This window comes from Mesorhizobium sp. M1348, from assembly GCF_040317925.1.
Classification (GTDB): domain Bacteria; phylum Pseudomonadota; class Alphaproteobacteria; order Rhizobiales; family Rhizobiaceae; genus Mesorhizobium.
The window spans coordinates 579,103-601,465 of record NZ_JAMYLH010000001.1 but is presented as its reverse complement, the minus strand read 5'-3'; the positions used below and the strand labels follow the sequence as shown (position 1 = coordinate 601,465).

Annotated in this window: 22 protein-coding genes; 15 read left to right on the top strand and 7 right to left on the bottom strand. The window is 64.0% G+C overall.

The window, feature by feature from the left end; translation table 11 throughout:
• Positions 1-141 precede the first annotated feature (141 nt).
• From gnd to NKH13_RS03005, 6 genes are all read right to left on the bottom strand, one after another.
• Complete coding sequence (gnd, locus tag NKH13_RS03030; RefSeq protein WP_352910549.1) at positions 142-1,566, bottom strand: NADP-dependent phosphogluconate dehydrogenase; 1,425 nt, start codon at positions 1,564-1,566, stop codon at positions 142-144.
• A 120-nt stretch (positions 1,567-1,686) separates the two neighbouring features.
• A complete protein-coding gene (locus NKH13_RS03025) occupies positions 1,687-3,324 on the bottom strand; it encodes a copper resistance CopC/CopD family protein (RefSeq protein WP_352713949.1) in 1,638 nt (545 codons plus the stop codon).
• A 52-nt stretch (positions 3,325-3,376) separates the two neighbouring features.
• On the bottom strand, positions 3,377-3,895 hold the full coding sequence (locus NKH13_RS03020; RefSeq protein ID WP_352456800.1) for a YcnI family copper-binding membrane protein: 519 nt from the start codon (positions 3,893-3,895) through the stop codon (positions 3,377-3,379).
• A 25-nt stretch (positions 3,896-3,920) separates the two neighbouring features.
• Positions 3,921-4,457 carry a copper chaperone PCu(A)C gene (locus NKH13_RS03015; RefSeq protein ID WP_352713952.1) on the bottom strand — a complete coding sequence of 179 codons (537 nt, stop codon included), beginning with the start codon at positions 4,455-4,457 and terminating at the stop codon, positions 3,921-3,923.
• 102 nt (positions 4,458-4,559) lie between these two features.
• Positions 4,560-4,916: a DUF2946 family protein gene (locus NKH13_RS03010; RefSeq protein WP_352713956.1), complete on the bottom strand. Its 357-nt coding sequence runs from the start codon at positions 4,914-4,916 to the stop codon at positions 4,560-4,562.
• Positions 4,917-5,035: 119 nt separating this feature from the next.
• A complete protein-coding gene (locus NKH13_RS03005; RefSeq protein WP_352713961.1) occupies positions 5,036-5,938 on the bottom strand; it encodes a GntR family transcriptional regulator in 903 nt (300 codons plus the stop codon).
• Positions 5,939-6,194: 256 nt separating this feature from the next.
• Here NKH13_RS03005 and NKH13_RS03000 point away from each other — a divergent pair, with 256 nt between their 5' ends.
• The 5 genes from NKH13_RS03000 (at position 6,195) to NKH13_RS02980 (ending at position 12,716) form a co-directional block, all read left to right on the top strand.
• Positions 6,195-7,700, top strand: a complete 1,506-nt coding sequence (locus NKH13_RS03000) for a UxaA family hydrolase (protein WP_352713964.1) — start codon at positions 6,195-6,197, stop codon at positions 7,698-7,700.
• Between the two features lie 316 nt (positions 7,701-8,016).
• Positions 8,017-9,012, top strand: a complete 996-nt coding sequence (locus NKH13_RS02995) for an ABC transporter substrate-binding protein (RefSeq protein ID WP_352713967.1) — start codon at positions 8,017-8,019, stop codon at positions 9,010-9,012.
• A 104-nt stretch (positions 9,013-9,116) separates the two neighbouring features.
• A complete protein-coding gene (locus NKH13_RS02990) occupies positions 9,117-10,670 on the top strand; it encodes a sugar ABC transporter ATP-binding protein (protein ID WP_292664617.1) in 1,554 nt (517 codons plus the stop codon).
• A complete protein-coding gene (locus NKH13_RS02985; protein ID WP_292664616.1) occupies positions 10,667-11,632 on the top strand; it encodes an ABC transporter permease in 966 nt (321 codons plus the stop codon). Before NKH13_RS02990 ends, NKH13_RS02985 begins: the two co-directional genes overlap by 4 nt.
• A gap of 67 nt (positions 11,633-11,699) precedes the next feature.
• A complete protein-coding gene (locus NKH13_RS02980; RefSeq protein ID WP_352910542.1) occupies positions 11,700-12,716 on the top strand; it encodes a zinc-binding alcohol dehydrogenase family protein in 1,017 nt (338 codons plus the stop codon).
• Positions 12,717-12,734: 18 nt separating this feature from the next.
• Here NKH13_RS02980 and phnF read toward each other — a convergent pair whose 3' ends face one another.
• Positions 12,735-13,478: a phosphonate metabolism transcriptional regulator PhnF gene (phnF, locus tag NKH13_RS02975; RefSeq protein ID WP_352713977.1), complete on the bottom strand. Its 744-nt coding sequence runs from the start codon at positions 13,476-13,478 to the stop codon at positions 12,735-12,737.
• 136 nt (positions 13,479-13,614) lie between these two features.
• Between phnF and phnG the strand changes: the two genes are divergently transcribed.
• The 10 genes from phnG (at position 13,615) to phnD (ending at position 22,243) form a co-directional block, all read left to right on the top strand.
• A complete protein-coding gene (gene phnG, locus NKH13_RS02970) occupies positions 13,615-14,076 on the top strand; it encodes a phosphonate C-P lyase system protein PhnG (RefSeq protein ID WP_352713981.1) in 462 nt (153 codons plus the stop codon).
• A complete protein-coding gene (gene phnH, locus NKH13_RS02965; RefSeq protein WP_352713985.1) occupies positions 14,076-14,687 on the top strand; it encodes a phosphonate C-P lyase system protein PhnH in 612 nt (203 codons plus the stop codon). Before phnG ends, phnH begins: the two co-directional genes overlap by 1 nt.
• A gap of 1 nt (position 14,688) precedes the next feature.
• Positions 14,689-15,801, top strand: coding sequence for a carbon-phosphorus lyase complex subunit (locus NKH13_RS02960; RefSeq protein ID WP_352910537.1), 1,113 nt, complete (start codon positions 14,689-14,691; stop codon positions 15,799-15,801).
• Positions 15,798-16,709 (top strand): alpha-D-ribose 1-methylphosphonate 5-phosphate C-P-lyase PhnJ, encoded by a 912-nt coding sequence (locus tag NKH13_RS02955; RefSeq protein ID WP_352713992.1) that lies wholly within the window; start codon positions 15,798-15,800, stop codon positions 16,707-16,709. Before NKH13_RS02960 ends, NKH13_RS02955 begins: the two co-directional genes overlap by 4 nt.
• Positions 16,706-17,482, top strand: a complete 777-nt coding sequence (gene phnK, locus NKH13_RS02950; RefSeq protein ID WP_352713996.1) for a phosphonate C-P lyase system protein PhnK — start codon at positions 16,706-16,708, stop codon at positions 17,480-17,482. Before NKH13_RS02955 ends, phnK begins: the two co-directional genes overlap by 4 nt.
• Before the next feature lie 211 nt (positions 17,483-17,693).
• Positions 17,694-18,401 (top strand): phosphonate C-P lyase system protein PhnL, encoded by a 708-nt coding sequence (phnL, locus tag NKH13_RS02945; RefSeq protein ID WP_352910534.1) that lies wholly within the window; start codon positions 17,694-17,696, stop codon positions 18,399-18,401.
• The gene (locus tag NKH13_RS02940) at positions 18,398-19,015 is read left to right on the top strand and encodes a DapH/DapD/GlmU-related protein (protein ID WP_352714004.1); all 618 of its coding nucleotides are present in this window, start codon (positions 18,398-18,400) and stop codon (positions 19,013-19,015) included. The genes phnL and NKH13_RS02940 overlap by 4 nt, the downstream gene beginning before the upstream one ends.
• Positions 19,016-19,566: 551 nt before the next feature.
• The gene (locus NKH13_RS02935; RefSeq protein ID WP_352910531.1) at positions 19,567-20,277 is read left to right on the top strand and encodes a DUF1868 domain-containing protein; all 711 of its coding nucleotides are present in this window, start codon (positions 19,567-19,569) and stop codon (positions 20,275-20,277) included.
• Between the two features lie 119 nt (positions 20,278-20,396).
• Positions 20,397-21,245, top strand: a complete 849-nt coding sequence (phnC, locus tag NKH13_RS02930; protein WP_352910528.1) for a phosphonate ABC transporter ATP-binding protein — start codon at positions 20,397-20,399, stop codon at positions 21,243-21,245.
• Between the two features lie 89 nt (positions 21,246-21,334).
• A complete protein-coding gene (gene phnD / locus NKH13_RS02925) occupies positions 21,335-22,243 on the top strand; it encodes a phosphonate ABC transporter substrate-binding protein (RefSeq protein WP_352714014.1) in 909 nt (302 codons plus the stop codon).
• Positions 22,244-22,363: the final 120 nt, after the last annotated feature.

Sequence of the window (22,363 nt, the reverse complement as noted above, 5' to 3'; positions counted from 1 at the left end):
CGGCTCCGCCGATGCCGATGAGACCGTCAATCGTCTCTACCGGCATAGCAGGTTCCTGGCGCGACCCGACACCCAGTTGGTCGCTGGAGATATCTGCTTTCTGGCAACCGCAAAATTGGGCTCTGCGTCCAAGTTCAGGCGCTACCCCGCCGCCCCATTCCCCCAGGGCCCATGGAAAGCGCCCTGCCCATCGATGCGCTCGAAGCCGTGCGCGCCGAAGAAATCGCGCTGCGCCTGGATCAGGTTCGAAGTGCCGCGGCCCTGCCGGTAACTGTCGAAATAGGCAAGCGCAGATGACAGGGCCGGCACCGGCGAGCCGGCTTCGGCCGCCCTTGCCACGACACGGCGAAGCGACGGATGTGCCTCCTGCATCAACGAGACGAAAGCCGGCGCCATCAGCAGGTTGGTGGCTGCGCCGCCGGCGCCGAAGGCCTCCGCCATCGTATCGAGCAATTGCGAGCGGATGATGCAGCCGGCCCGCCAGATCTTGGCGATGACCGGCATCGGCAGGTTCCACTTGAATTCCTGCGATGCGCCGCTCATCACCGCGAAGCCTTGCGCGTAGGCGGCGATCTTGCCGGCAAACAGCGCCAGTTCGAGATCGCCGAGCAGGGCGTCCCTATCTCCGGAAATCTTGCTCACGCCGCCGCCATAAACCTTTTCGGCGGCAAGCCGCTCGTCCTTGATCGACGATAGCACGCGTGCCGCCACAGCCGCTTCGATCGCGGTGGCCGGGATGCCGAGCTGCTGCGCCTCGATCACCGACCATTTGCCGGTGCCTTTCTGGCCGGCGCGGTCGAGGATGATGTCGACCACCGGTTTGCCGGTCTTGGGATCGTCGGCAGCCAGCACCTTGGCGGTGATCTCGATCAGGTACGAATTGAGCCGGCCCGTGTTCCACTGCGAAAACACCTCGGCGATTTCTTTCGGCCCCGTGCCTAGCCCGTCGCGCAAGATGCCGTAGATCTCGGCGATCATCTGCATGTCGGCATATTCGATGCCGTTGTGGATGGTCTTCACGAAATGGCCGGCGCCGTCGGTGCCAAGCCACGCCGCGCAAGGCTCGCCCTTGAACTTGGCCGAGATCGCGGTCAGCACCTTTTCGACGCGCTTCCAGGACTCTTCGGTGCCGCCGACCATGATCGAGGGACCGTGGCGGGCGCCCTCCTCGCCGCCGGACACGCCCATGCCGATGAAGGTCAGGCCCGAATCGGTAAGCTCCGAGAAGCGCCGCATCGTGTCGCGGAAATTGGCATTGCCGGCGTCGATGACGATGTCGTTGGCCGACAGCACGCCGCGCAATGCCGCGATCTGCTCGTCGACCGGCTTGCCGGCCAGCACCATGATGATGATCGGCCGCGGCGGCCGGATCGCGGCGGCCAGTTCCTCGAGGCTATAGCAAGGCACCACCCTATCCCTGAGCGCGCCGGCATTTTCGACAAAGGCATCGGTGCGCGCCGCGGTGCGATTGAAGACGGCGATGCGGTGCCCCTTCTCGGCGATATTGAGCGCCAGGTTGGAGCCCATCGTGCCAAGGCCGATCAGGCCGATTTCGGCTTTTTCCATTGTTTCTTCCCTGCTTTCGGATCTTGTTGCTTTGAGCCGCGATTGATGACGATGATTGACGGGCCTTCAATGCCGCGTCAACCGCCTCGCCGAATTGTGTTGCGTGGACCGGCGCTCTCGTCACGGCCTGATGTCGATCGGCGCCTCTATCTTCACCATCTCGAAATCCGAGACCAGGATATCGAGCCGCGCCGTCCACCGGCCGGCGACCGGAATGACGAGATCGTCGACGCGCCAGGTGCCGTCGCCAAGCCTCGTCGCCGGGCGCTTGATGGGTTCGATGCCGGAATCGGGCTTTGATAGCACCAGCGTCACCTGCTTTGCGTCGAGCGGGCCGAAATCGCCGGTCATGATGAAGATCGAAGCGGCAACAGGCCCGGCATGGCCGGGCACAATGCTGAGGTCGGCCATCGCCTGCAGCGTGTGGATATGCACCGATGCCGGCTGTGCCGCGGCGATCGCCAGCGCGCGCGGCGGCGGCGTGAAGCGCCATCCGGCGGCAACGCCGAAGATCGCCAGCACGATCAGCACCTCGATGGCGATCGAGCGGGCCAGCCGCCGCTGGACTTCCGTTTCGCCCGCCTCAGCCGGGGCCGTAAGCTTGAGGCGATTGACGGCGGCGAGCGTGAACAGGAAGACGAGCAGCACCAGCTTGAGCAGCAGCAGCCGGCCGTAAGCGGTATGGACAAGCGCCGACGGCGTTTGCACCTGGATGACGGCGAGCACGATGCCGGCTGCCGCAAGCACGGCCACGACGAACAGGATCGCTCGCGAAAACCGGCGCAGCAACGGCCCGGCTTTGTGCGGCTGCCGTTTCAAGGCAAGACCGAGCGGCGCCAGCGCCCCGGCCCAGATCGCGATACCAGTGGCATGCAGAAACACCATCGGCCGGGTCAGCCATTGCGGCTCGGCGGCACTGGCATGGCCGCTGGCGGCAAGTGCTGCGCCGACGCCAACCAGTCCGGCCAAGGCCAGCGGCTTTGCGTCGGCGTGCGGCACCACCAGCGATAACAGGCCAAGGCCGAGCGCCATCAGCGCGATCAGCACCGTCCAGCCGAAGCTGGTGCCGAGCCCGGTCTGCCAGATGATCGGCTGCGCCAGCCGGGCAAGCGGCGCACCGAGTGCATCCAGCCCCTGGAAACCGAGCGACAGGGGTGCGGCGGCCAGCCCGCACAGGATCGCAGCGACGATCAGGCGCTGGCCGGGTCGCCCGCCTTGCGCCAGCCAGGCCAGCGCAAAGGCACCGCCGACGCCGAAAAACAGGCCGATATACAGAAAGACCTTGCCGATCCAGATCGCGGTTCGAAGCGTCCGGTCGACGGCTTCGGAGGCGGCCGGCGCGGCACTCGGTGCACCGACCGAGAACAGCACCGAGCCGCCGACCGGATGCCCGTCGGCGGAAATCACCCGCCAGCTCAGCACATGCGTGCCGGATTTCAGCGCCTGCGGATTGTCGATCTCGACGGTCTGGCCGCTGAGCCGGAAGGAGGTCAGCGGGATCGACGTGCCGTCGGGCCGCACCAGCGTCAGCACCAGCGGCGAAACCGGTTCGCTGAAGGTCAGCGACATCTGCGACGGGCTCTGCGCCAGCACCGCACCATCAGCCGGCTCGGCCTTGATCAGCGCCGCATGGGCGAAGGCCGGACCAGGCATGGCAATTACGGCGAGCAGCACGATGGCGGCAAGCAGGCCAGCCACAAGCCGGCCAGAATAGTTGCCGGCCATGCAAGCTTGCCGCAGGAAGGATGCCGCGCTCATCTCACCGCCAAGAGCAGCGGCGCGCTCATCCGCCAAAGCGCGCCGCCGGAGCTCACTTCTTCGGCAGCAGCTTGAGGCCGGGCGCCGGAAATTCCAGCGCGTCCTCAGCCTGCCCGGCCGCCGGGATCTCGATCCAGCGATCGGCAACGCCGTCACATTCCTGCACCACCGGGAAATGCAGCGTCTGGCCTGCCGGCAGGTCGGACGCCAGCGTCGCGCGAAAGACGAATTCGTCGTAGAACTCGTCCGGCAGGCTGCCGGCGCTCCAGTCGATCTCCTTAACGCCGCTGGTCACTGCCTGGCCGTAGAGCTGGTAGGACTTCTCGTATTTGCCGTTCTTGACCTGCAGCGTCCAGCCTGGCTTCGGCATCGGTTTGACCGAAAGCACCCCTTCCGGGATCTGCACGCGCAAGGCGGTCGTTGCCTTGCCCTCGCAGCCATGCGGCACCCGAAGAACCGCCTTGTAGGTCGAGCCCACCGCCGCCTCCGGCGTTTCGAGCGTGATGTGGGCAAAGGCCGCGCTGGTCCCAAGGACAAGAAGCACGCAGCCGGGCAAAAGCGATTTCTTCATGATGCTACCTCTCGAAGCGGCCAAGTCAGTCGTCGTCCTGGGGCGCCGCGCTGCCGATGCCTTGCACGGCGAATTCAATCTGCACGGGCCCGGCTTTTTCGAAGGTCAGCGTGGCGGAGAACATTTCGCCCTCCTTGGGCTGCCGCTTCAAATCCCTGAACATCAAATGATAGCCGTTGGGCGCCAATGCGACCTTGCCGCCGGCCGGGATTTCGAGGCCGCCGGTGACCGGCCGCATGGTCATGACGCCATTGCTGACGCCCATCTCGTGCAGTTCGGCCTTGGCCGAGATGTCGGAGGTGATCGACAGCAGGCGATCCGGCGCACTGCCGGTGTTGGTGATGGTGAAGTAGCCGCCGGCTACCTTGGCACCGGCTGGTGTGGCGCGCGACCAGGGGTGCCCGATCTCGAGATCGCCAAGCTTGAACTCATGTGCCAACACCGTCTGGGCGCTGGCGAACAGGAGGGCAATAACGCAAAGGGCGACGCCGAGACGCTGCTCGAAACCACCCAGTGCGAAGCGCCTGCGGCTGGATGCGGCAGCGCGAAAAGAGTGAGACATGATTGCTCCGTGGACTTTAATGGGGGATCGCGCCGATGGCCGGTCGCGAACGATGTCGATAAACGCGCCGGCAAAGCGTTGCGCGGCGCCAACCAGAACGGATCAGGCCGTCGCCGGTGGTGCGCGCGGATTGGACGGAGTGCGGGCGCGGGCGAAATCGCGATGCCGGAAGGCCGGCAGGACAAAGGCGATGGTTTCGACGGAAAGGCTGCGAGCCAGGCTCCCGGCGGCACCGGGCGGCGCGTAGATCGCCGAGACGAGGTTGCAACCAAGCATGCAGCAAGCCGGCATGTGCTGCTGATGCGGATCGCCGGCGGGGAGTTGCGCCGCGCCGTCATGGGTGCAGATCGTGTTGCCGAAAGCATCGAATTGCGAGGCGTTCGGCTCGACGCCGGAAGCAAACGCGCCGAACATCGACTGGAGCACGAAAAGCCACGCCGCGGCGAATGCGACCGGCATGCTCCATCGTCTCCGGCGTATGGTCAAGAACCAGCCTCTTCACGCAGCAACGTCAGCTCTCTAGCACGGAGCCGGCGGCCGGAAAATCGCCAAAACGTTGCTGCGGCAACGCAACACAATCACGCGCGCAGCGGCTGCCTGCCCTCCGGGATCGACGTTAGCAGCGTGTGGCGGGCCGATTTCAGGTGCTTGCGGCAGGCGGCGTCGACCTTGGCGAGATCGCGCGACTTGAGCGCAGCGATATAGGCGAGATGCTCCTGGACCGCGACTTCGTTGCGCTCACGCTCCTGCGCCTTGTTCCACTGGTAGTGGTAGTGGAAGATCATGGCGATGACATCGTAGAAATCGACGATGAAGCGGTTGTGCGACGCCCGGTGGATCAGCCGGTGAAAGCGCTCGTCAAGCTCGGAGAATTCGTTGAAACGCACGGCAATCTCCCGTGCCAGCCGGTGATGCTCGTCTTCCAGGCGGTCGAGGTCGGCCCACACCGGGCTATCCTCGGGCAGAGCGGCAAAGGCTGCGGCCGAGCGCAGTTCGAACATCTCGCGGATTTCGGTCAGCTCCAGCGCGAAGGCGCGGGTAAAGCCTTTCAGCACCCAGTGGCTGTTGCGGCGCTTCTCGATCAGCCCAAAGCGCGAGAAGCGGATCAGGAATTCGCGCACGCTGGTGGTGCCGACGCCGATCTCGCGCGCCAGTTCGAGCTCGTTGATCTGCATGCCGGCTTCGGCACCGCTGGCAAGCAGCCGCCGCATGAAGGAGCGCTCGATGATCTCGGCCAGCGTGTCGGTTTCTTCCTCAGGGAAGAAATCGTCCGGCCGCGGTTCGCGCAGAACCGTCTTGCTGCGCTTGTTCCAGTCGATCAGCCCGGTTTCTTCCATGCGCGCAAGGATGGTGCGGACCGTCGTGCGGCTGACGCCGAGCAGCGTGCCCAGCTCCGGCTCCGAAGGCAGGCTCCTGGTTTCGTCGAGCAGCCTCAGACCGCGATTATAGGCATCCTTGTAAACGTTGTTGCTCTTCGACATCCCCTGCCCCGTGGCGCGCCGCCGTTTGCGTCCGACGTGAAGCGTTTCTCGTGCATGAAACCGGTACCGCTTCGGAAAACATCATGCGCAACGCTAGTTTTGGCTGTAGAGCCTACTTCACGCATCCAAAAGACGCGTCGCGCTCTGGCGAAAAAACAATTGACGCAAAAATGTTTTTTCACGATAAAAGACATTATATGTTAAGAGCCGCGTGTCAATCCGCTCGCGCACCCAGGAACACACCCAGGAAGCTCCCGTGAACGCCGCAAACAGCATTCTTCTGTCTCCCGCCGACAATGTCGCGGTCGCCAATGGCCGCATCGAGATCGGCACCGTGCTGCCGGGCGGCGCCGTCGCCGCCGCAGTGATCGAGCCGGGCCACAAAGTGGCAATCAAGCCGATTGCGGCCGGCGAGGCCGTGGTCAAATACGCCCAGGCGATCGGCCGCGCCACGCAGGACATCGCGCCCGGCGAGCATGTCCATTCGCACAATCTGGTTTTCGAAAGCGGCCGTTTGCCCGTGGTGCCGCCGAGCGAAGCGGTGCATGCGACCGAGGCCGACCGCGCCCGCACCTTCATGGGCTACCGCCGCGCCGACGGCCGCGCCGGCACGCGCAACTTCGTCGGCATTCTCGCCAGCGTCAATTGCTCGGCCACCGTCTGCCACGCCATCGCTGACGCGGCGAACCGCACGCTTCTGCCGCAATATCCCGGCATCGACGGCTTCGTCCCGATCGTCCACGGCCAGGGCTGCGGCATGAGCGCCACCGGCGACGGCATGATGGTGCTGCACCGCACGCTGGCCGGCTACGCCCGTCATCCGAATTTTGGCGGTGTGCTGATGGTCGGGCTCGGCTGCGAGGTCAACCAGCTCACCCTCTATGGCCAGAAGGGCGTTGCCGCGGGAAAACGCCATTTCAACATCCAGGAAGCCGGCGGCTCGCGCAAATCGGTCGAGAAGGCGTTGGTCGTGCTGGCCGAGATTGCCGAAGAGGTCGGCAAGCTTCAGCGTGAGCCGATCCCGGTCAGCGAGATCGTCGTCGGCCTGCAATGCGGCGGCTCCGACGGTATGTCCGGCATCACCGCCAATCCGGCGCTGGGTGCCGCGGTCGACATCCTGGCCGGCGTCGGCGGCATCGGCATCCTTTCCGAGACGACGGAGATCTACGGCGCCGAGCACCTGCTTGCCTATCGCGCCGCAACACCCGAGATCGCCGCCAAGCTCGACGGCTACGTGAAATGGTGGGAAGACCACGTCGCCAAGCATGGCGCATCCATCGACAACAATCCCTCACCGGGCAACAAGCGCGGCGGCCTGACCACCATCCTGGAGAAGTCGCTCGGCGCGGTCGCCAAGGGCGGCCAGACGCCGCTCAACGGCGTCTTCGGCTATGCCGAAAAGGTCACCGGGCACGGGCTGGTGTTCATGGACACGCCCGGCTACGACCCGGTCTCGGCCACCGGCCAGGTGGCGGGCGGCGCCAATGTCATCGTCTTCACCACCGGCCGCGGCTCCTGCTTCGGCTGCCGGCCGACGCCGTCGATCAAGGTCGCCAGCAACTCGACCATGTACCACACCATGGAAGAGGACATGGACGTGAATTGCGGAGTCATCGCCTCGGGCGAAAAGACCATCGCCGGCATGGGCCGCGAGATCTTCGAGCTGATCGTCGAGACGGCTTCGGGCCGCAAGACCAAGAGCGAGGAGTTCGGCTACGGCGACAACGAGTTCGTGCCGTGGCACCTCGGAGCGACGCTCTAAGCCAGTCGCAGACACCTGACGTGATCGCCAGGTGTCACAGTTCGTACACCCCAAAAAAGAATGAACATTCCATATTGACTGAGTGATGGAATTAATATTCCATGCAGCATATTGGAGGAGATTGGCAGCGGAGTTCCGACAGAGCAAGCTTTCCCGCCGAGCCATTCGAAGCGGCCATCAAACATCGCTTGCGCCGACCGAGATGATGCACTATCAAAATGCGGTAAATGTTTTTTATTGATAAAGTTCCGTTTGGGCCGCGCCATCCGAATGGAGCTTCCGTAACATTCACCGGGCGACTTAGGGAGGACTCCTAATGAAATTCGTGACCAGCATTCTCAATCGCCGCGCCTTCGTGGCACTCACGGCCGCCTCGATGCTTGCCGGCGTGATGCATTCGGCACCGGCATCCGCGGCTGACGCGACCATTCCGATCATCGTCAAGGATACTACGTCCTTCTACTGGCAGATCGTTCTGGCCGGCGCCCGTAAGGCCGGCAAGGATCTCGGCGTCAACGTGCCGGAACTCGGCGCCCAGGCCGAGACCGACGTCAACGGCCAGATTTCGATCCTCGAAAATGCCGTCGCCGGCAACCCGGCCGCCGTCGTCATCGCGCCGACCGAAGCCAAGGCGCTCGGCAAGCCGATCGACGAGGCCGCCACCAAGGTCAAGATCATCGGTATCGACTCCGGCGCCGACTCCAAGGCCTTCACCTCGTTCCTGACCACCGACAACATCCAGGGCGGCCGCGTCGCCGCTGACGGCCTTGCCGCAGCCATCGGCGAAGCCAATGGCGGCAAGATTGAGGGCGACGTCGCCCTGATCACCGCGCTTCCGGGCGCCGGCTCGCTCGAACAGCGCGCCCAGGGCTTCAAGGAACAGCTCGCCGCCAAATATCCGGGCCTCAAGCTGGTCGCCGACAAATACGCCGACGGCCAGGCCACCACCGGCCTCAACATCGCCACCGACCTGATCACCGCCAACCCCAACCTCAAGGGCATTTTCGCCTCCAACCTGATCATGGCGCAGGGCGTCGGTCAGGCGATCGCCGAGAACAGCCTCGCAGGCAAGGTCGGGCTGGTCGGCTTCGACAGCGACGAGAAGCTGATCAAATTCCTCAACGACGGCGTCATTTCGGCTCTCGTCGTCCAGGATCCGTACCGGATGGGCTATGACGGCATCAAGACGGCGCTCGCCGCCTCGAAAGGCGAGAAGGTCGAGGCCAATGTCGACACCGGCGCCAATTTGGTCACCAAGGCCAACATGAAGGATCCGAAGATCGACGCGCTGCTCAATCCGAAGCTCGACTGAGGATCGCCGCAAGTGAACTGTTTCCGGGGCCTTTTCGCCCCGGAAACATCCCACTCGTGCCAATCGCGAGGCCAATCTTTGGGGGCCAATCTGGGAGGATTGTCATGATGTCGACGGCGCAGGAACTCCATCCGGCCCCAACGCTGGAACCGGGCAGGACCATTCTCGAACTGCAAGGGCTGGAAAAGCGCTATCCCGGCACCCACGCGCTGAAGCCTGTCGACCTCGCCTTCAAGGCCGGCGAGATCCACGCCATCGTCGGCGAGAACGGCGCCGGCAAATCCACCCTGATCAAGCTTCTCACCGGCGTCATGCCGCGCACCTCCGGCGACGTCATCTGGGAGGGCAAGCCTGCCGCATTGGCAACGCCGCATGAGGCGATGGCGCTCGGCATCAATGCCGTGCATCAGGAAGTCGTCCTGTGCCGCCATCTCACCGTCGCCGCCAACATGTTCCTCGGCGAGGAGGATGCACGTTTCGGCATCCTGCAGCAGCGGGCGATGGTCAGGCAGGCGCAGAAGATCATCGACGATCTCGGCTTCGACCTGCCGGCGCATGTCATGCTGGGTGACCTGACCATCGGCCAGCAGCAACTGATCGCCGCCGCCCGCGCCACCGTGCGCGGCACCAAATTCCTGATCTTCGACGAACCGACCGCCTACCTCACCCGCAAGGAGGCCGACCAGCTGTTCACGCTGATCCGCCGGCTGAAGGGCGAAGGCGTCACCATCATCTACATCAGCCATCGCATGGAAGAAGTGTTCGAGCTCGCCGACCGCGTCTCGGTGCTGCGCGACGGCACGCTGGTCGGCACCAGGAATATCGCCGAGACCAATGACGCCGAGCTGGTCAAGATGATGATCAACCGCTCGATCGAGCAGGTCTACCACAAGGAGCATTTCACCCCCGGCGCGATGCTTGTAGAAACCAGGAACCTGTCCGGCAAGGGTTTCGAAAATGTCTCGATGTCCGTCCGCGCCGGCGAGATCGTCGGCCTCTACGGCCTGATCGGCGCCGGCCGCAGCGAGTTCGTCACCACGCTCTATGGCCGGCACCGCAAATCGGCCGGCCAGATCCTGTGGGAGGGCAAGGAGGTCAAGGTCAATTCCGAACATGACGCGATCAGGCTCGGCATGGCGCTGGCCCCGGAAAGCCGCCGCGACCAGGGCCTCTGCCTCAACCTGCCGGTCGGGCTCAACCTCAATCTGCCGATTTACAAGCGCATCTCGAATAATCTGCTGATCTCCCGCGCGCAGGAAAAGGCGCAAGCCGATCGCCAGATCGCCGACCTGCGCATCAAGACGCCGACGCGCGGCGCGCTGGCCTCCAGCCTGTCCGGCGGCAACCAGCAGAAGATCGTCATCGGCAAATGGCTCGCCCATGGCGCCAAGCTGTTCATCTTCGACGAGCCGACTGTCGGCGTCGATGTCGGCACCAAGGCCGAGATCTACCGCCTGTTTGGCGCGCTGCTGTCCAAGGGAGCCGGCATCATCCTGATCTCGTCCTACCTGCCGGAGGTCTATGAGCTCGCCGACACGCTGCACGTGTTCCGGCGCGGCAAGCTGGTGGCCACGCATGGGTTTCGTACCGCTGACCACGAGGAGATCCTCACCCAGGCGCTGGCCGAGAAACAAGAAAAACCGGGAGGACGGATATGAGCACCGAGGCGATCGCTGTCGAAAGGCCGAAACGCAATTACAACGCCCTGTTCGGGCTGACACTGCTGGCGCTGCTGGTTCTTTTGTGGGTCATCCTGTCGGTGGCGACGCCGAGCTTCGCCTCCGCCAACAACATCTCCAACCTGTTGCGGCAAGGGTCGATGATCGCCATCCTGGCGGTCGGCCAGACCTTCGTCATCATCACCGGCGGCATCGACCTTTCCGTCGGCGCCGTGGTCGGCTTCGCCACCGTCATCGTCGCGATGCTGATCAACGCCGGCACACCGGTTTTCCTCGCCATCCTGATCACCTTGCTGGTCGGCGTCGCCATCGGCATGTTCCATGGCTTCGGCATCGTCAAGATGGGCCTGCCGCCCTTCATCATCACCCTGGCAACGCTGACCTCGCTGCGCGGCATCGGCCTGTTGATGACCAACGGCAACTCGATCTCGATCAACAACGACGCCTTCCAGACGTTCTCGCGCAGTTCCTTCGTCGGCGTCCCCAATCTGTTCTGGATGGTGATCCTGGTCGGCATCCCGGCCTACATCTTCCTGCACCACAGCCGCTGGGGCCGCTATCTGTTCTCGGTCGGCTCCAACGCCGAGGCGTCGCGTCTGTCGGGCGTCAACGTCCAGCGCACCATCTACATGGCCTACACGCTGTCCGGGCTGTGCGCGGCCTTCGTCGGCGTGCTGCTTGCCTCGCGCATCGGCATCGGCAATCCGACGCAGGCCGAGGGCTGGGAATTGCAGGCGATCGCCTCCTCGGTGATCGGCGGCACCTCGTTGTTCGGCGCTGTCGGCTCCGTGCACGGGCCGCTGCTCGGCGCCTTCATCCTTGCCACCATCAACAACGGCGCCAATCTGCTTAACGTCAACGCCTTCTGGCAGCGCATCATCACCGGCGTGCTGATCATCGTCATAGTCTATTTCGACGGGCTGCGCCGCCGCGGCAAATAGATCGCCTCCCAACAGCCGGCCTCGCGACAGCAGAGCCGGCGGTGCCATGAACCGACTGGATTGAAGCATGAAAGCCGTCGTCTGCCGCTCGCCCGGCGAACTTGTCCTCGAAGATCGCCCGGCGCCTGGCGCGTCGCCCGCCGGCTGGGCGCTGGTCGCCGTCAGCCATGTCGGCATCTGCGGCACCGACTATCACATCTTCGAAGGCAAGCACCCGTTCCTCGCCTATCCCCGCATCATGGGCCACGAGGTTTCCGGCACCGTGATCGAGGTTGGCGAGGACGTCGATCTCGCCGTCGGCGAAGCGGTGATCGTCAATCCCTATCTCGCCTGCGGCAAATGCATCGCCTGCCGGCAAGGCAAGCCCAATTGCTGCGTCAGGATCGAGGTGCTCGGCGTCCACCGCGACGGCGCCATGTGCGAGCAGCTCCTGGTGCCGGCGCAAAATCTTTATCCGGCAAACGGCCTGTCGCTGGCCGATGCCGCCGCCGTCGAATTCCTGGCGATCGGCGCCCATGCCGTGCGGCGCTCGCTGGTTGATCCAGGTGCGCGCACGCTGGTCATCGGCGCCGGCCCGATCGGGCTCGGCACGGCGCTGTTCGCCCGCATCGCCGGGCTCGACGTGACGCTGCTCGACATGAGTGCGGAGAGGCTGGGTTTCGCCGAAAGCGAACTCGGCTTCGCGACCCTCGACGGCTCGCGAGGCACCGCTGCCGACCTGGTGCGGGAAGCAACCGGCGGCGACGGCTTCGATGTGGTCTTCGACGCCACCGGCAGCACCCGGTCGGTGCAGTCGGCCTTCGCCCATGTCGCGCATGGCGGGGCGCTGGTCCTGGTCAGCGTCGTCAAGGACGACATCGCCTTTTCCGATCCCGAATTCCACAAGCGCGAGATGATGCTGATCGGCAGCCGCAACGCCCTGCGTGCCGATTTCGACCATGTCGCCGCCTCGATCCGCAACGGCGCGGTGCCGCTGGCAAAGCTGGTCACCCACCGCACCACGCTTGGCGAGACGCCGCGTGACCTCGCCCGCTGGGCGCATGAGAAGTCCGGCCTGATCAAGGCTGTCATTCAGGTCGGATGATGCCAGGGCTGGCGCATCTCAGAGCGCCGACAGTTTGAGCTCGATCCGCTCGGCCGGGAAGCGCGACTCCGAAAACTGTATCGGCTGACCGTCGGGCGTGACGTTGACGGCGACCGTCACCAGCACGATGGCGCCGGGCTGCAGCTCGAGGTCGGCAAGGTCGGCGGCATCCGCATGGCGCGCCGACAGCACTGTCGATTGCCGGAGATAGTCGTCGATGCCGAAACGTGCCAGCGATGCCGTGATCGAACCGGTTTCCGCCATGGCGGCATCGATGCCGGCAAAGCGCCTGGCATCGAACCAGCCGGCAGCGCGGGACACCGGCATTCCATCGGCTTCGCCGCGCGTTTCCAGGCGTATCACATCGGCCCCCTTCGCAAGGCCTAAGCCCTCTGCGACACGACGGTTGGCCGGCTCGACCGATGACGCGAGCAAGGTGATATGCCGCTCGGACGCCTGTCCTTGCAATCCCTCCGAAAAGCGGGTGCGCGCGCCGATCGGATAGGACAGCCGCCTGCGCGAAAGCACGAAGGTGCCGCGCCCCTGCTCCGCCCTGAGCACACCCTCCTGCACCAGCGCTGCGATGGCGCTGCGCACCGTATGGCGGTTGACGCCATAGCGTTCGGCCAACGCGATCTCGGGCGGCAGCGCGGCATTCTCGGGAAAATCGCCGACGGCGATCGAATGCAGGATCTGGTCGGCGATCTGCCGCCACAGCGCGACACCGCTGCGCCGCTCGATGCTGCTGGGCTGCCCGATCATTTCCGCCCCCGATCTTTTTGCCCCAGACATTTTCCTCGTGTCATGCACTCGTCATGGACACGCATTAGAAAATAGATATAATTTGTATAATTGTCTATATCAATAGACAAATGAACGCAGACGAGGAGCACCGGCCATGCGAGGACGGGAAGTGCGAGAGCAGGCCGAGCGCAAGGCCTTGATGGCGACGCTGGCCCAATCGGCCGGCGACGATATCGTCCGCCTCTGGGACGAAGCGGGCCTGCCTTCTGAGGCGGAACTTCTGCGTGGCCCCGAAACCGGCTTGGTTACCGTGCGTGGCAGCATTGGCGGCGGCGGCGCGCCCTTCAATGTTGGCGAGGCGACGGTCACCCGCGCCACGGTGCGGCTTGCGTCCGGCCATGTCGGCCACTGCTATGCGCTCGGCCGCGACAAGCAGAAGGCAAGGCTGGCGGCAATCGCCGACGCGCTCTGGCAGGATCCTGCCTACCGCAACGAGGTCGAGACCAGGATCGTCGCGCCCTTGCAAGCGGCACTGGCCAAGGCGCGTGACCAGCGCCGCGCCGAGACGGCGGCGACCAAGGTCGATTTCTTCACCATGGTGCGCGGAGAAGACTGATGGACGCTGCTGTGCAATCGATCGAAGGCGGCTTTGCCGACCCGGTGTTCAACGCCCAGACCGTATTCCGTGTCGTCATGGACGCGATGGTGCGCCCGGGCAGCGTGCAGCCGCTGCCGGCCCTCGCCCAGCCGCCGGCGCCGCTATCGGTCACCGCCGGCGCCATTGCGCTGGCGCTGTGCGACAACGACACGCCGCTCTGGCTCGACCTGGTTTTGCAGGGGTCGGCGGCGATGAAATCCTGGCTTGGCTTCCATACCGGCGCGCCGCTGGCCAACACCCCGGCCGACGCGCATTTCGCGCTGATCGCCACGCCGGCCGAGATGATGGCGCTCGACGGCTTTTCGCAAGGCACCCAGGATTATCCCGATCGCTCCACGACGCTGATCCTCGAGGTCGGCGATCTCGTCTCCGGCGCTCCGCTGCTGCTCGAAGGCCCCGGCATCGAGACGACGGCGACGATCGCGCCGGCGCAAATGCCGCGTCATTTCGTCGAGCAATGGAAGCAGAACAACCAGCGCTTTCCGCGTGGCGTCGACGTCATCCTCGCCACCACCGACGCAATTGCCTGCCTGCCGCGTACGACGCGCATCAAGATCATGGAGGCGTAGCATGTACGTCGCGGTAAAGGGTGGCGAAGCGGCCATTCGCAATGCTCACAAACTGCTCGCCGACCGCCGGCGCGGCGATCGTTCGGTGCCCGCACTTCGGCTCGACCAGATCGTCGAGCAGCTGGCGCTCGGCGTCGACCGAGTGATAAGCGAAGGTTCGCTTTATGATCGCGAACTGGCGGCACTCGCCATCGTCCAGGCGCGCGGCGACATGATCGAGGCGATCTTCCTGGTTCGCGCCTATCGCACCACGCTGCCGCGTTTCGGCTACACCAGGGCGATCGACACCGGCACGATGCTGGTCGAGCGGCGCGTGTCGGCGACCTACAAGGACCTGCCCGGCGGCCAGCTGCTCGGCCCGACCTTCGACTACACCCACCGGCTGCTCGATCCCGAGCTTGCCGCCGGCGGCGATGTCGCCGAACCGGAACAGCGTGCAGGCGAAGCGGAGGCGATGCCGCGCGTCTCGGCCATCCTCGCCCGCGAAGGCCTGATCGAGCCCGACGGCGACATGCCTGGGGATCATGTCCCCGGCGACATCACCCGCGAGCCGCTCGAATTCCCGATGGCGCGTGACATCCGCCTGCAGGCGTTGTCGCGCGGCGACGAGGGGTTTCTGCTGGCGCTCGGCTATTCCACCCAGCGCGGCTACGCGCGCAACCATCCCTTCGTCGGCGAGGTTCGCATCGGCGAGGTCGAACTGGAACTGGACGTGCCGGAACTGCCCTTTGCCGTGCCGCTCGGCAGCATCCGCGTCACCGAATGCCAGATGGTCAACCAGTTCAAGGGCTCGGCCAAGGCGCCGCCGCAATTCACCCGCGGCTACGGCCTCGTCTTCGGCCAGAGCGAGCGCAAGGCGATGGCCATGGCGCTATGTGACCGCGCTCTACGCGCCTCGGAACTCGGCGAGGACGTCGTCTCCGCCGCGCAGGACGAGGAGTTCGTCATCTCGCATTCCGACAATGTCCAGGCGACCGGCTTCGTCGAGCATCTGAAGCTGCCGCACTATGTCGACTTCCAGGCCGAGCTCGACCTCGTGCGCCGCATGCGCGCCGAGCATGATGCCCGCGAAAACGCCGGCAAGGGCGAAGAGAAGAGGGAGGCAGCGGAATGAGTGCACAACCAGCGGATATAGCCACCTACAACTTCGCCTATCTCGACGAGCAGACCAAGCGGATGATCCGCCGCGCCATCCTCAAGGGCATCGCCATTCCTGGCTATCAGGTGCCGTTCGCCTCGCGCGAAATGCCGATGCCCTATGGCTGGGGCACCGGCGGCGTCCAGGTCACCGCTTCGATCATCGGCCCGGATGATGTGCTCAAGGTCATCGACCAGGGCGCCGACGACACCACCAATGCGGTTTCGATCCGCGCCTTCTTCAAGAAGGTCGCCAATGTCGCCGTCACCACCGAGACGGCCAAGGCGACCGTCATCCAGACCCGCCACCGTATCCCCGAACACCCTTTGGCGGCCGGTCAGGTGCTGGTCTACCAGGTGCCGATCCCCGAACCGCTGCGCTTCCTCGAGCCACGCGAGACGGAGACGCGCAAAATGCATGCGCTGGAGGAGTATGGTCTGATGCATGTAAAACTCTACGAGGATATCGCCAGGCACGGCCGCATCGCCACGACCTATGCCTATCCGGTCAAGGTCGAGGGCCGCTATGTGATGGATCCCTCGCCGACACCGAAGTTCGACAATCCGAAGATGCACCGTTCGCCGGCTTTGCAATTGTTCGGCGCCGGCCGCGAAAAGCGCATCTATGCACTGCCGCCCTTCACCGATGTGGTCAGTCTCGACTTCGAGGATCATCCGTTCGAGGTACAGACCTTCGACCAGCCCTGCGCACTGTGCGGGGCCGAGAACGTTTATCTCGACGAGGTCATCCTCGACGACCATGGCGGCCACATGTTCGTCTGCTCCGATACCGATCATTGCGAGAAGCGGCGCGAACAAGGCCATCGCGGCCACCTTGCGCCTGAAACCCCTCTTGCCCTGGAAAAAACGGAGCCGGCGCAATGACCGACGAACCGCTGCTGCGCGTCTCGGCGCTGTCCAAATTCTACGGCTCGCGCGTCGGCTGTGAAAACGTCACCTTCGATTTGTGGCCGGGCGAGGTGCTGGCGGTGGTCGGCGAATCCGGTTCCGGCAAGACGACGCTGCTCAACTGCCTGTCGACGCGGCTGCTGCCCTCTTCAGGCGCCGCCAGCTATCGGATGCGCGACGGCCAGTTCCGCGAACTCTATCGCATGAGCGAGGCCGAACGCCGCTTCCTGATGCGCACCGATTGGGGCTTTGTCCATCAGAACCCCGCCGACGGGCTGCGCATGACGGTGTCGGCCGGCGCCAATGTCGGCGAGCGGCTGATGGCGGTCGGCGACCGTCACTATGGCAGAATCCGTGCGACGGCGGTCGACTGGTTGTCGCGTGTCGAGATCGACGAAGACCGCATCGACGACGAGCCGCGCGCCTTTTCCGGCGGCATGCGCCAGCGCCTGCAGATCGCCCGCAACCTCGTTACCGGCCCACGGCTGGTGTTCATGGACGAGCCGACCGGCGGCCTCGACGTCTCGGTGCAGGCGCGCCTGCTCGATCTGTTGCGCGGGCTGGTCACCGACCTTGGCCTGGCAGCCATCGTCGTCACCCACGACCTCGCGGTGGCGCGGCTGTTGTCGCAGCGCATGATGGTGATGAAGGACGGCCGCGTCGTCGAAAGTGGCCTCACCGACCGCGTCCTCGACGATCCGCGCGCGCCCTACACGCAATTGCTTGTTTCCTCGATTCTACAGGTCTGAAGATGATTGCTCCGCCGTACCCCCCTCTGGCCTGCCGGCCATCTCCCCCTCAAGGGGGGAGATTGGCTGTCGCTCTCGGTTTCGCCACTCTTCAACGTTGCAGAACAGGCGCAACGAAAAGGCTGCCGATCTCCCCCCTTGAGGGGGAGATGCCTGGCAAGGCAGAGGGGGGTGCTGGCCCGCAAACGAACGACGATTGGAGAACCTTCTGATGCCGACCCCGCTCGTTGTCTCCGATGTCGCCAAGAGCTTCACCATGCATCTGCGCGACGGCATCAAACTGCCGGTGGTCGCCGGTGTCTCGTTCGCGATCAGGGCCGGCGAATGCTCCGTGCTCGGCGGCCCGTCCGGCGCCGGCAAGAGCTCGATCCTGAAAATGCTCTACGGCAATTATGCCGTCGACGCAGGCCAGATCATCGTCCAGCACGAGGACGGGCTGATTGACCTGGCTTCGGCCAGCCCGCGCACCGTGCTAGCTGTGCGCCGGCTCACGATCGGTTATGTCAGCCAGTTCCTGCGCACTGTACCGCGCGTCTCGGCGCTCGATGTCGTGGCCGAACCGCTGGTCGAGCGCGGCGAAGAGCGCGAAGTAGCGCGCGGTAAGGCGCGCGCCTTGCTGGCGCAGTTGAACCTGCCGGAGAAGCTCTGGGCGCTGCCGCCGGCGACGTTCTCCGGGGGCGAACAGCAGCGCGTCAACATCGCGCGCGGCTTCATCACCGAGCACCCGATCCTGCTGCTCGACGAGCCGACCGCCTCGCTCGATGCCAGGAACCGCGACGTGGTGATTTCCCTGATCGCCGCGAAGAAGGCGGCGGGCGTCGCTTTGCTCGGCATCTTCCACGATCACGACGTGCGCGAGGCTGTGGCCGATCGCATCATCGACGTGACCGCCTTCGCCGCGGGGAAAATCGCGGCATGACGAGGAAATTGTCGGAGGCGCCGCTGGTCCACGAGACGGCGGAGATCGAGAGCTCGACGCTTGGCCGCTGGACCGAGATCGCCGAACGCAGCCGGGTCTCCGAGAGCATTCTCGGCGACTATTCCTACATGATGCAGGACTGCGCCGTCTGGTGCGCGACGATTGGCAAATTCGCCAACATCGCCGCTAGCGTGCGCATCAATGCCACCAATCATCCGACCTGGCGGCCGACGCTACACCATTTCACCTATCGCGCCTCCGACTATTGGGACGACGCCGAGCACGAGAGCGAATTCTTCGCTCAGCGCCGCGCCAAACGCGTCACCATCGGCCACGACACCTGGCTCGGTCACGGCTCGACCATCCTGCCCGGCGTCACCGTCGGCGATGGCGCGGCGGTCGGTGCCGGGGCGGTCGTCTCGAAGGATGTGGCCCCCTACACCATTGTCGGCGGCGTACCGGCCAAGCCGATCCGCGAACGCTTCGACCGCCGCACTGCGGAACGCTACCAGGCGCTCGCCTGGTGGGACTGGGATCACGCCCGGCTGCGCGCCACGCTCGACGATTTTCGGGAACTGTCGGCCAATCAGTTTTTGGAGAAGCATGGGGGTTGACGCCCCGAATAAGTCAGCCGCTCAGGCAAATGTCCAAAATAATAGAAAGAAATCCTAACGTGATTAGAATAGCAACACCAGTCTGATTTAACCTGATAAGTTCTATAAATTTTTTGTCATAACCAATATCTACAAGTGATTTTTGTTTTTCTTCAATCTTATTTGCGAAATTTATCGTAACTAACGCGATTAAAAAAATGAGAATCATTAGAATAATGGCCGCGTCGCGCCCATTTCCATAATTGTACAAGTATCCCGATATTGGATGGTTCAAGCTACCAACCCGATATACGGACATCAAAACCAGGGCCACTGTGAAACTTATCGCAGCGACTACCCCTGCAGCATACAGCCGCAACCACTGGCGCCAACGTAGCAATTAGGAAGCCTCTCTTTGATACGGATTTGAATCTTTATTTCAATCTTGATGATGTGCAACCCCGGCAGAATCGCTTGGCGAATCCTGCCTTTGATATTCTACTTCTTGGCACGGTTTTCATGTCCCTGACACATCGTCGGGGCAGGACGCGGCCTTTCCTCTGGAGATCGCAATGCCTGTTTCAGTCAAACCTTCGCTCGCCGGATTCTTTGCCGGCACCAACCCGACCCCTCCGCTGCATCTCGGCAGGCGCTACGACACCTCTGGTAATTTTCTCAACGAGCCCGGCAACACGGTCGTCTGCCATCTCGTCAATGGCTCGGCTTCAGAAGCGGGGGTCATCGAGGTGCGTGAGCGGATGCGCGCGATGCCCGATGCCGACCGGCTGGCCTTCACGCCGGTCTCCAGCCTGCACATGACGCTCTTCCAGGGCATCATCGAACATCGCCGCCGCCTTCCCTACTGGCCGCAGGACGTGCCCCTCGACACCAGCATCGACGCCATGACCCGCCTCTATCTGGAACGCCTGAACGGCTTCAAAGGCTGCGGTGCTTTCAACGTCAGGGTCGTTGAAATCGTACCGACTGGCCTGACCGTCGCCGGCGCTTCCACCGAGGACCGGCGCGTTATGCGTTCCTGGCGCGATGCCCTGTCGGTGCCGTTCGGATACCGGCATCCCGACCACGACAACTATGTGTTCCACATCACCTTCGCCTACCCGATTCGGCGCCTGGACGACGACCGGGCATCCGCATGGCAGGATCTGTTCGATGACTGCCTGTCGCTCCTTGCGCATCAGGCACCGGTGATCGAGCTGCGACCACCGGCTTTCTGCAGCTTCAGCGACATGAAGCATTTCGAGGAGCTTGTTGTGCTGGGTTGATCGCGCTGCGAGGCTGTGGGCGGTAACAAAACTGACATCAATCCGACACCGCAGGTTCATGCGGCTGCGCTAGCGAGAGTTAACAGACCTTCAATTGCGACTGGACTGGAGCCTGCACCATGTCAGCTACGCTCGAAATCCGCGGCGTCACCCGACGGTTCGGCAAGAACACCGCCGTCAGCAATGTTCACATCTCCATTCCGCAAGGCCAGATGGTCGGCATCATCGGCCGCTCCGGCGCCGGCAAATCGACGCTTCTGCGCATGATCAACCGCCTCATCGATCCGAGCCAGGGATCCATCCTGTTCGACGGCGTCGAGGTCTCCGGGTTGCGCGGCTCGCCGCTCCGGCGCTGGCAGCGCGACTGCGCCATGATCTTCCAGCAATTCAACCTGGTGCCGCGCCTCGACGTGCTGACCAATGTGCTGCTCGGCCGGCTCAACCACCGTTCGACCCTGTCCAACCTGTTCGGCATGTTTTCCCGCGGCGAATGCGCCGAGGCGGTTGCAGCTCTCGAGCGCCTCGACATCGCCCGCACCGCGCTGCAGCCTGCTGGCACCCTTTCCGGCGGCCAGCAGCAGCGCGTTGCGATTGCGCGTGCCATGATGCAACAGCCGAAGGTGTTGCTCGCCGACGAGCCGATCGCCTCGCTCGACCCGCTCAACGCCAAGGTGGTGATGGATTCGCTGCAGGACATCAATTTGCGCGAAGGCATCACCGTCATCACAAATCTCCATACGCTTGATACGGCCCGCAACTATTGCAACCGCATCGTCGGCATGGCCGCCGGCAAGGTGGTCTTCGACGGCCCGCCCGAAGACCTCAACCGCGAGGCCGTGCGCATGGTCTACGGCGCCGACAGCAATGGCGCCGAAATCTCCGAGGCCATCACCTCGACCAGTGTCGCCGTCAAACAGAAGATCGCTGCATCCGCCGGACCGCTCGAGCCAGCGTTTCCTGGTTGCTGAGAACGGCCTGATCGCTCGCCCGCGTCAAAGGCACCCGTCAAAAATTCGAACGCTACCGGCGCGAGGCCGGGACCAACAGGAGAGAGATAATGTTCAGGAAGATGGTTTTCGGTGCGGTTTCATTGCTCGCCATCGCAGCAAGTGCTGCTCACGCCCAGGATATCAAGGAATTCCGCGTCGGCATTCTCGGCGGCGAGAACGAAGCGGACCGGCTGCGCAACTTTCAGTGCCTCGCCGATCATCTGAAGACCGAATTCGGTTTCGAAAAGGTCTCGCTGTTCCCGGCTGCCGACTATGATGGCGTCATCCAGGGCCTGCTCGGCGGCACGCTCGATTTCGCCGAGCTTGGCGCGTCAGGCTATGCCAGCGTCTATCTCAAGGATCCGAACGCCGTCACCCCGATCCTCACCACCCAGCAGACCGACGGCGCGACCGGTTATTATTCGATTGGCCTGGCGCTGAAGTCGTCCGGCATCACCGACATCAAGTCGGCAAAGGGCAAGAAGCTCGGCTATGCCGACCCGGATTCGACCTCCGGCTATCTGATCCCGCTGACCCAGATCCCGAAGGACACCGGCGCTTCGAACGAAACCTTCTTCGCCTCGACGCAGTTCAATGGCGGTCACGAGAACAACGTTCTCGCCGTCCGCGACGGCAAGGTCGACGTGGCGGTTGACGATTCTTCCGGCATCGGCGACTTCAAGAACGGTTACACGTCCGGCACCTTCCACAAGGAAGTCGCCAAGGGCGCCGTCGACCCCAACGACTTCGTCGAAGTCTGGCGTTCTGGCCTGATCCCGAACGGCCCGCTGGTCGTGCGCACCGCGCTCGGCGGCGATATGACCGCCAAGCTCGCCAACTTCTTCACCAGCCTGCCGGCCAAGGACAAGCCCTGCTTCGAGGCCATCGAAGGCGGCGATTTCACCGGCTACGTTCCGGTGAAGCCGGACTTCTACAGCGTCATCGTCGAAGCCCGCAAAGCCGCGATCGGCGGCTGACGACAATTGCGGAAAGGGCGGCGTCCATTAGAGCGACGTGCGTCCACTTGGACGCACAAAGTACGCTCTAACACTTAGATGCCGCATCGTGCTTTCCGAAAGTCGAACTTCGACTTTCGG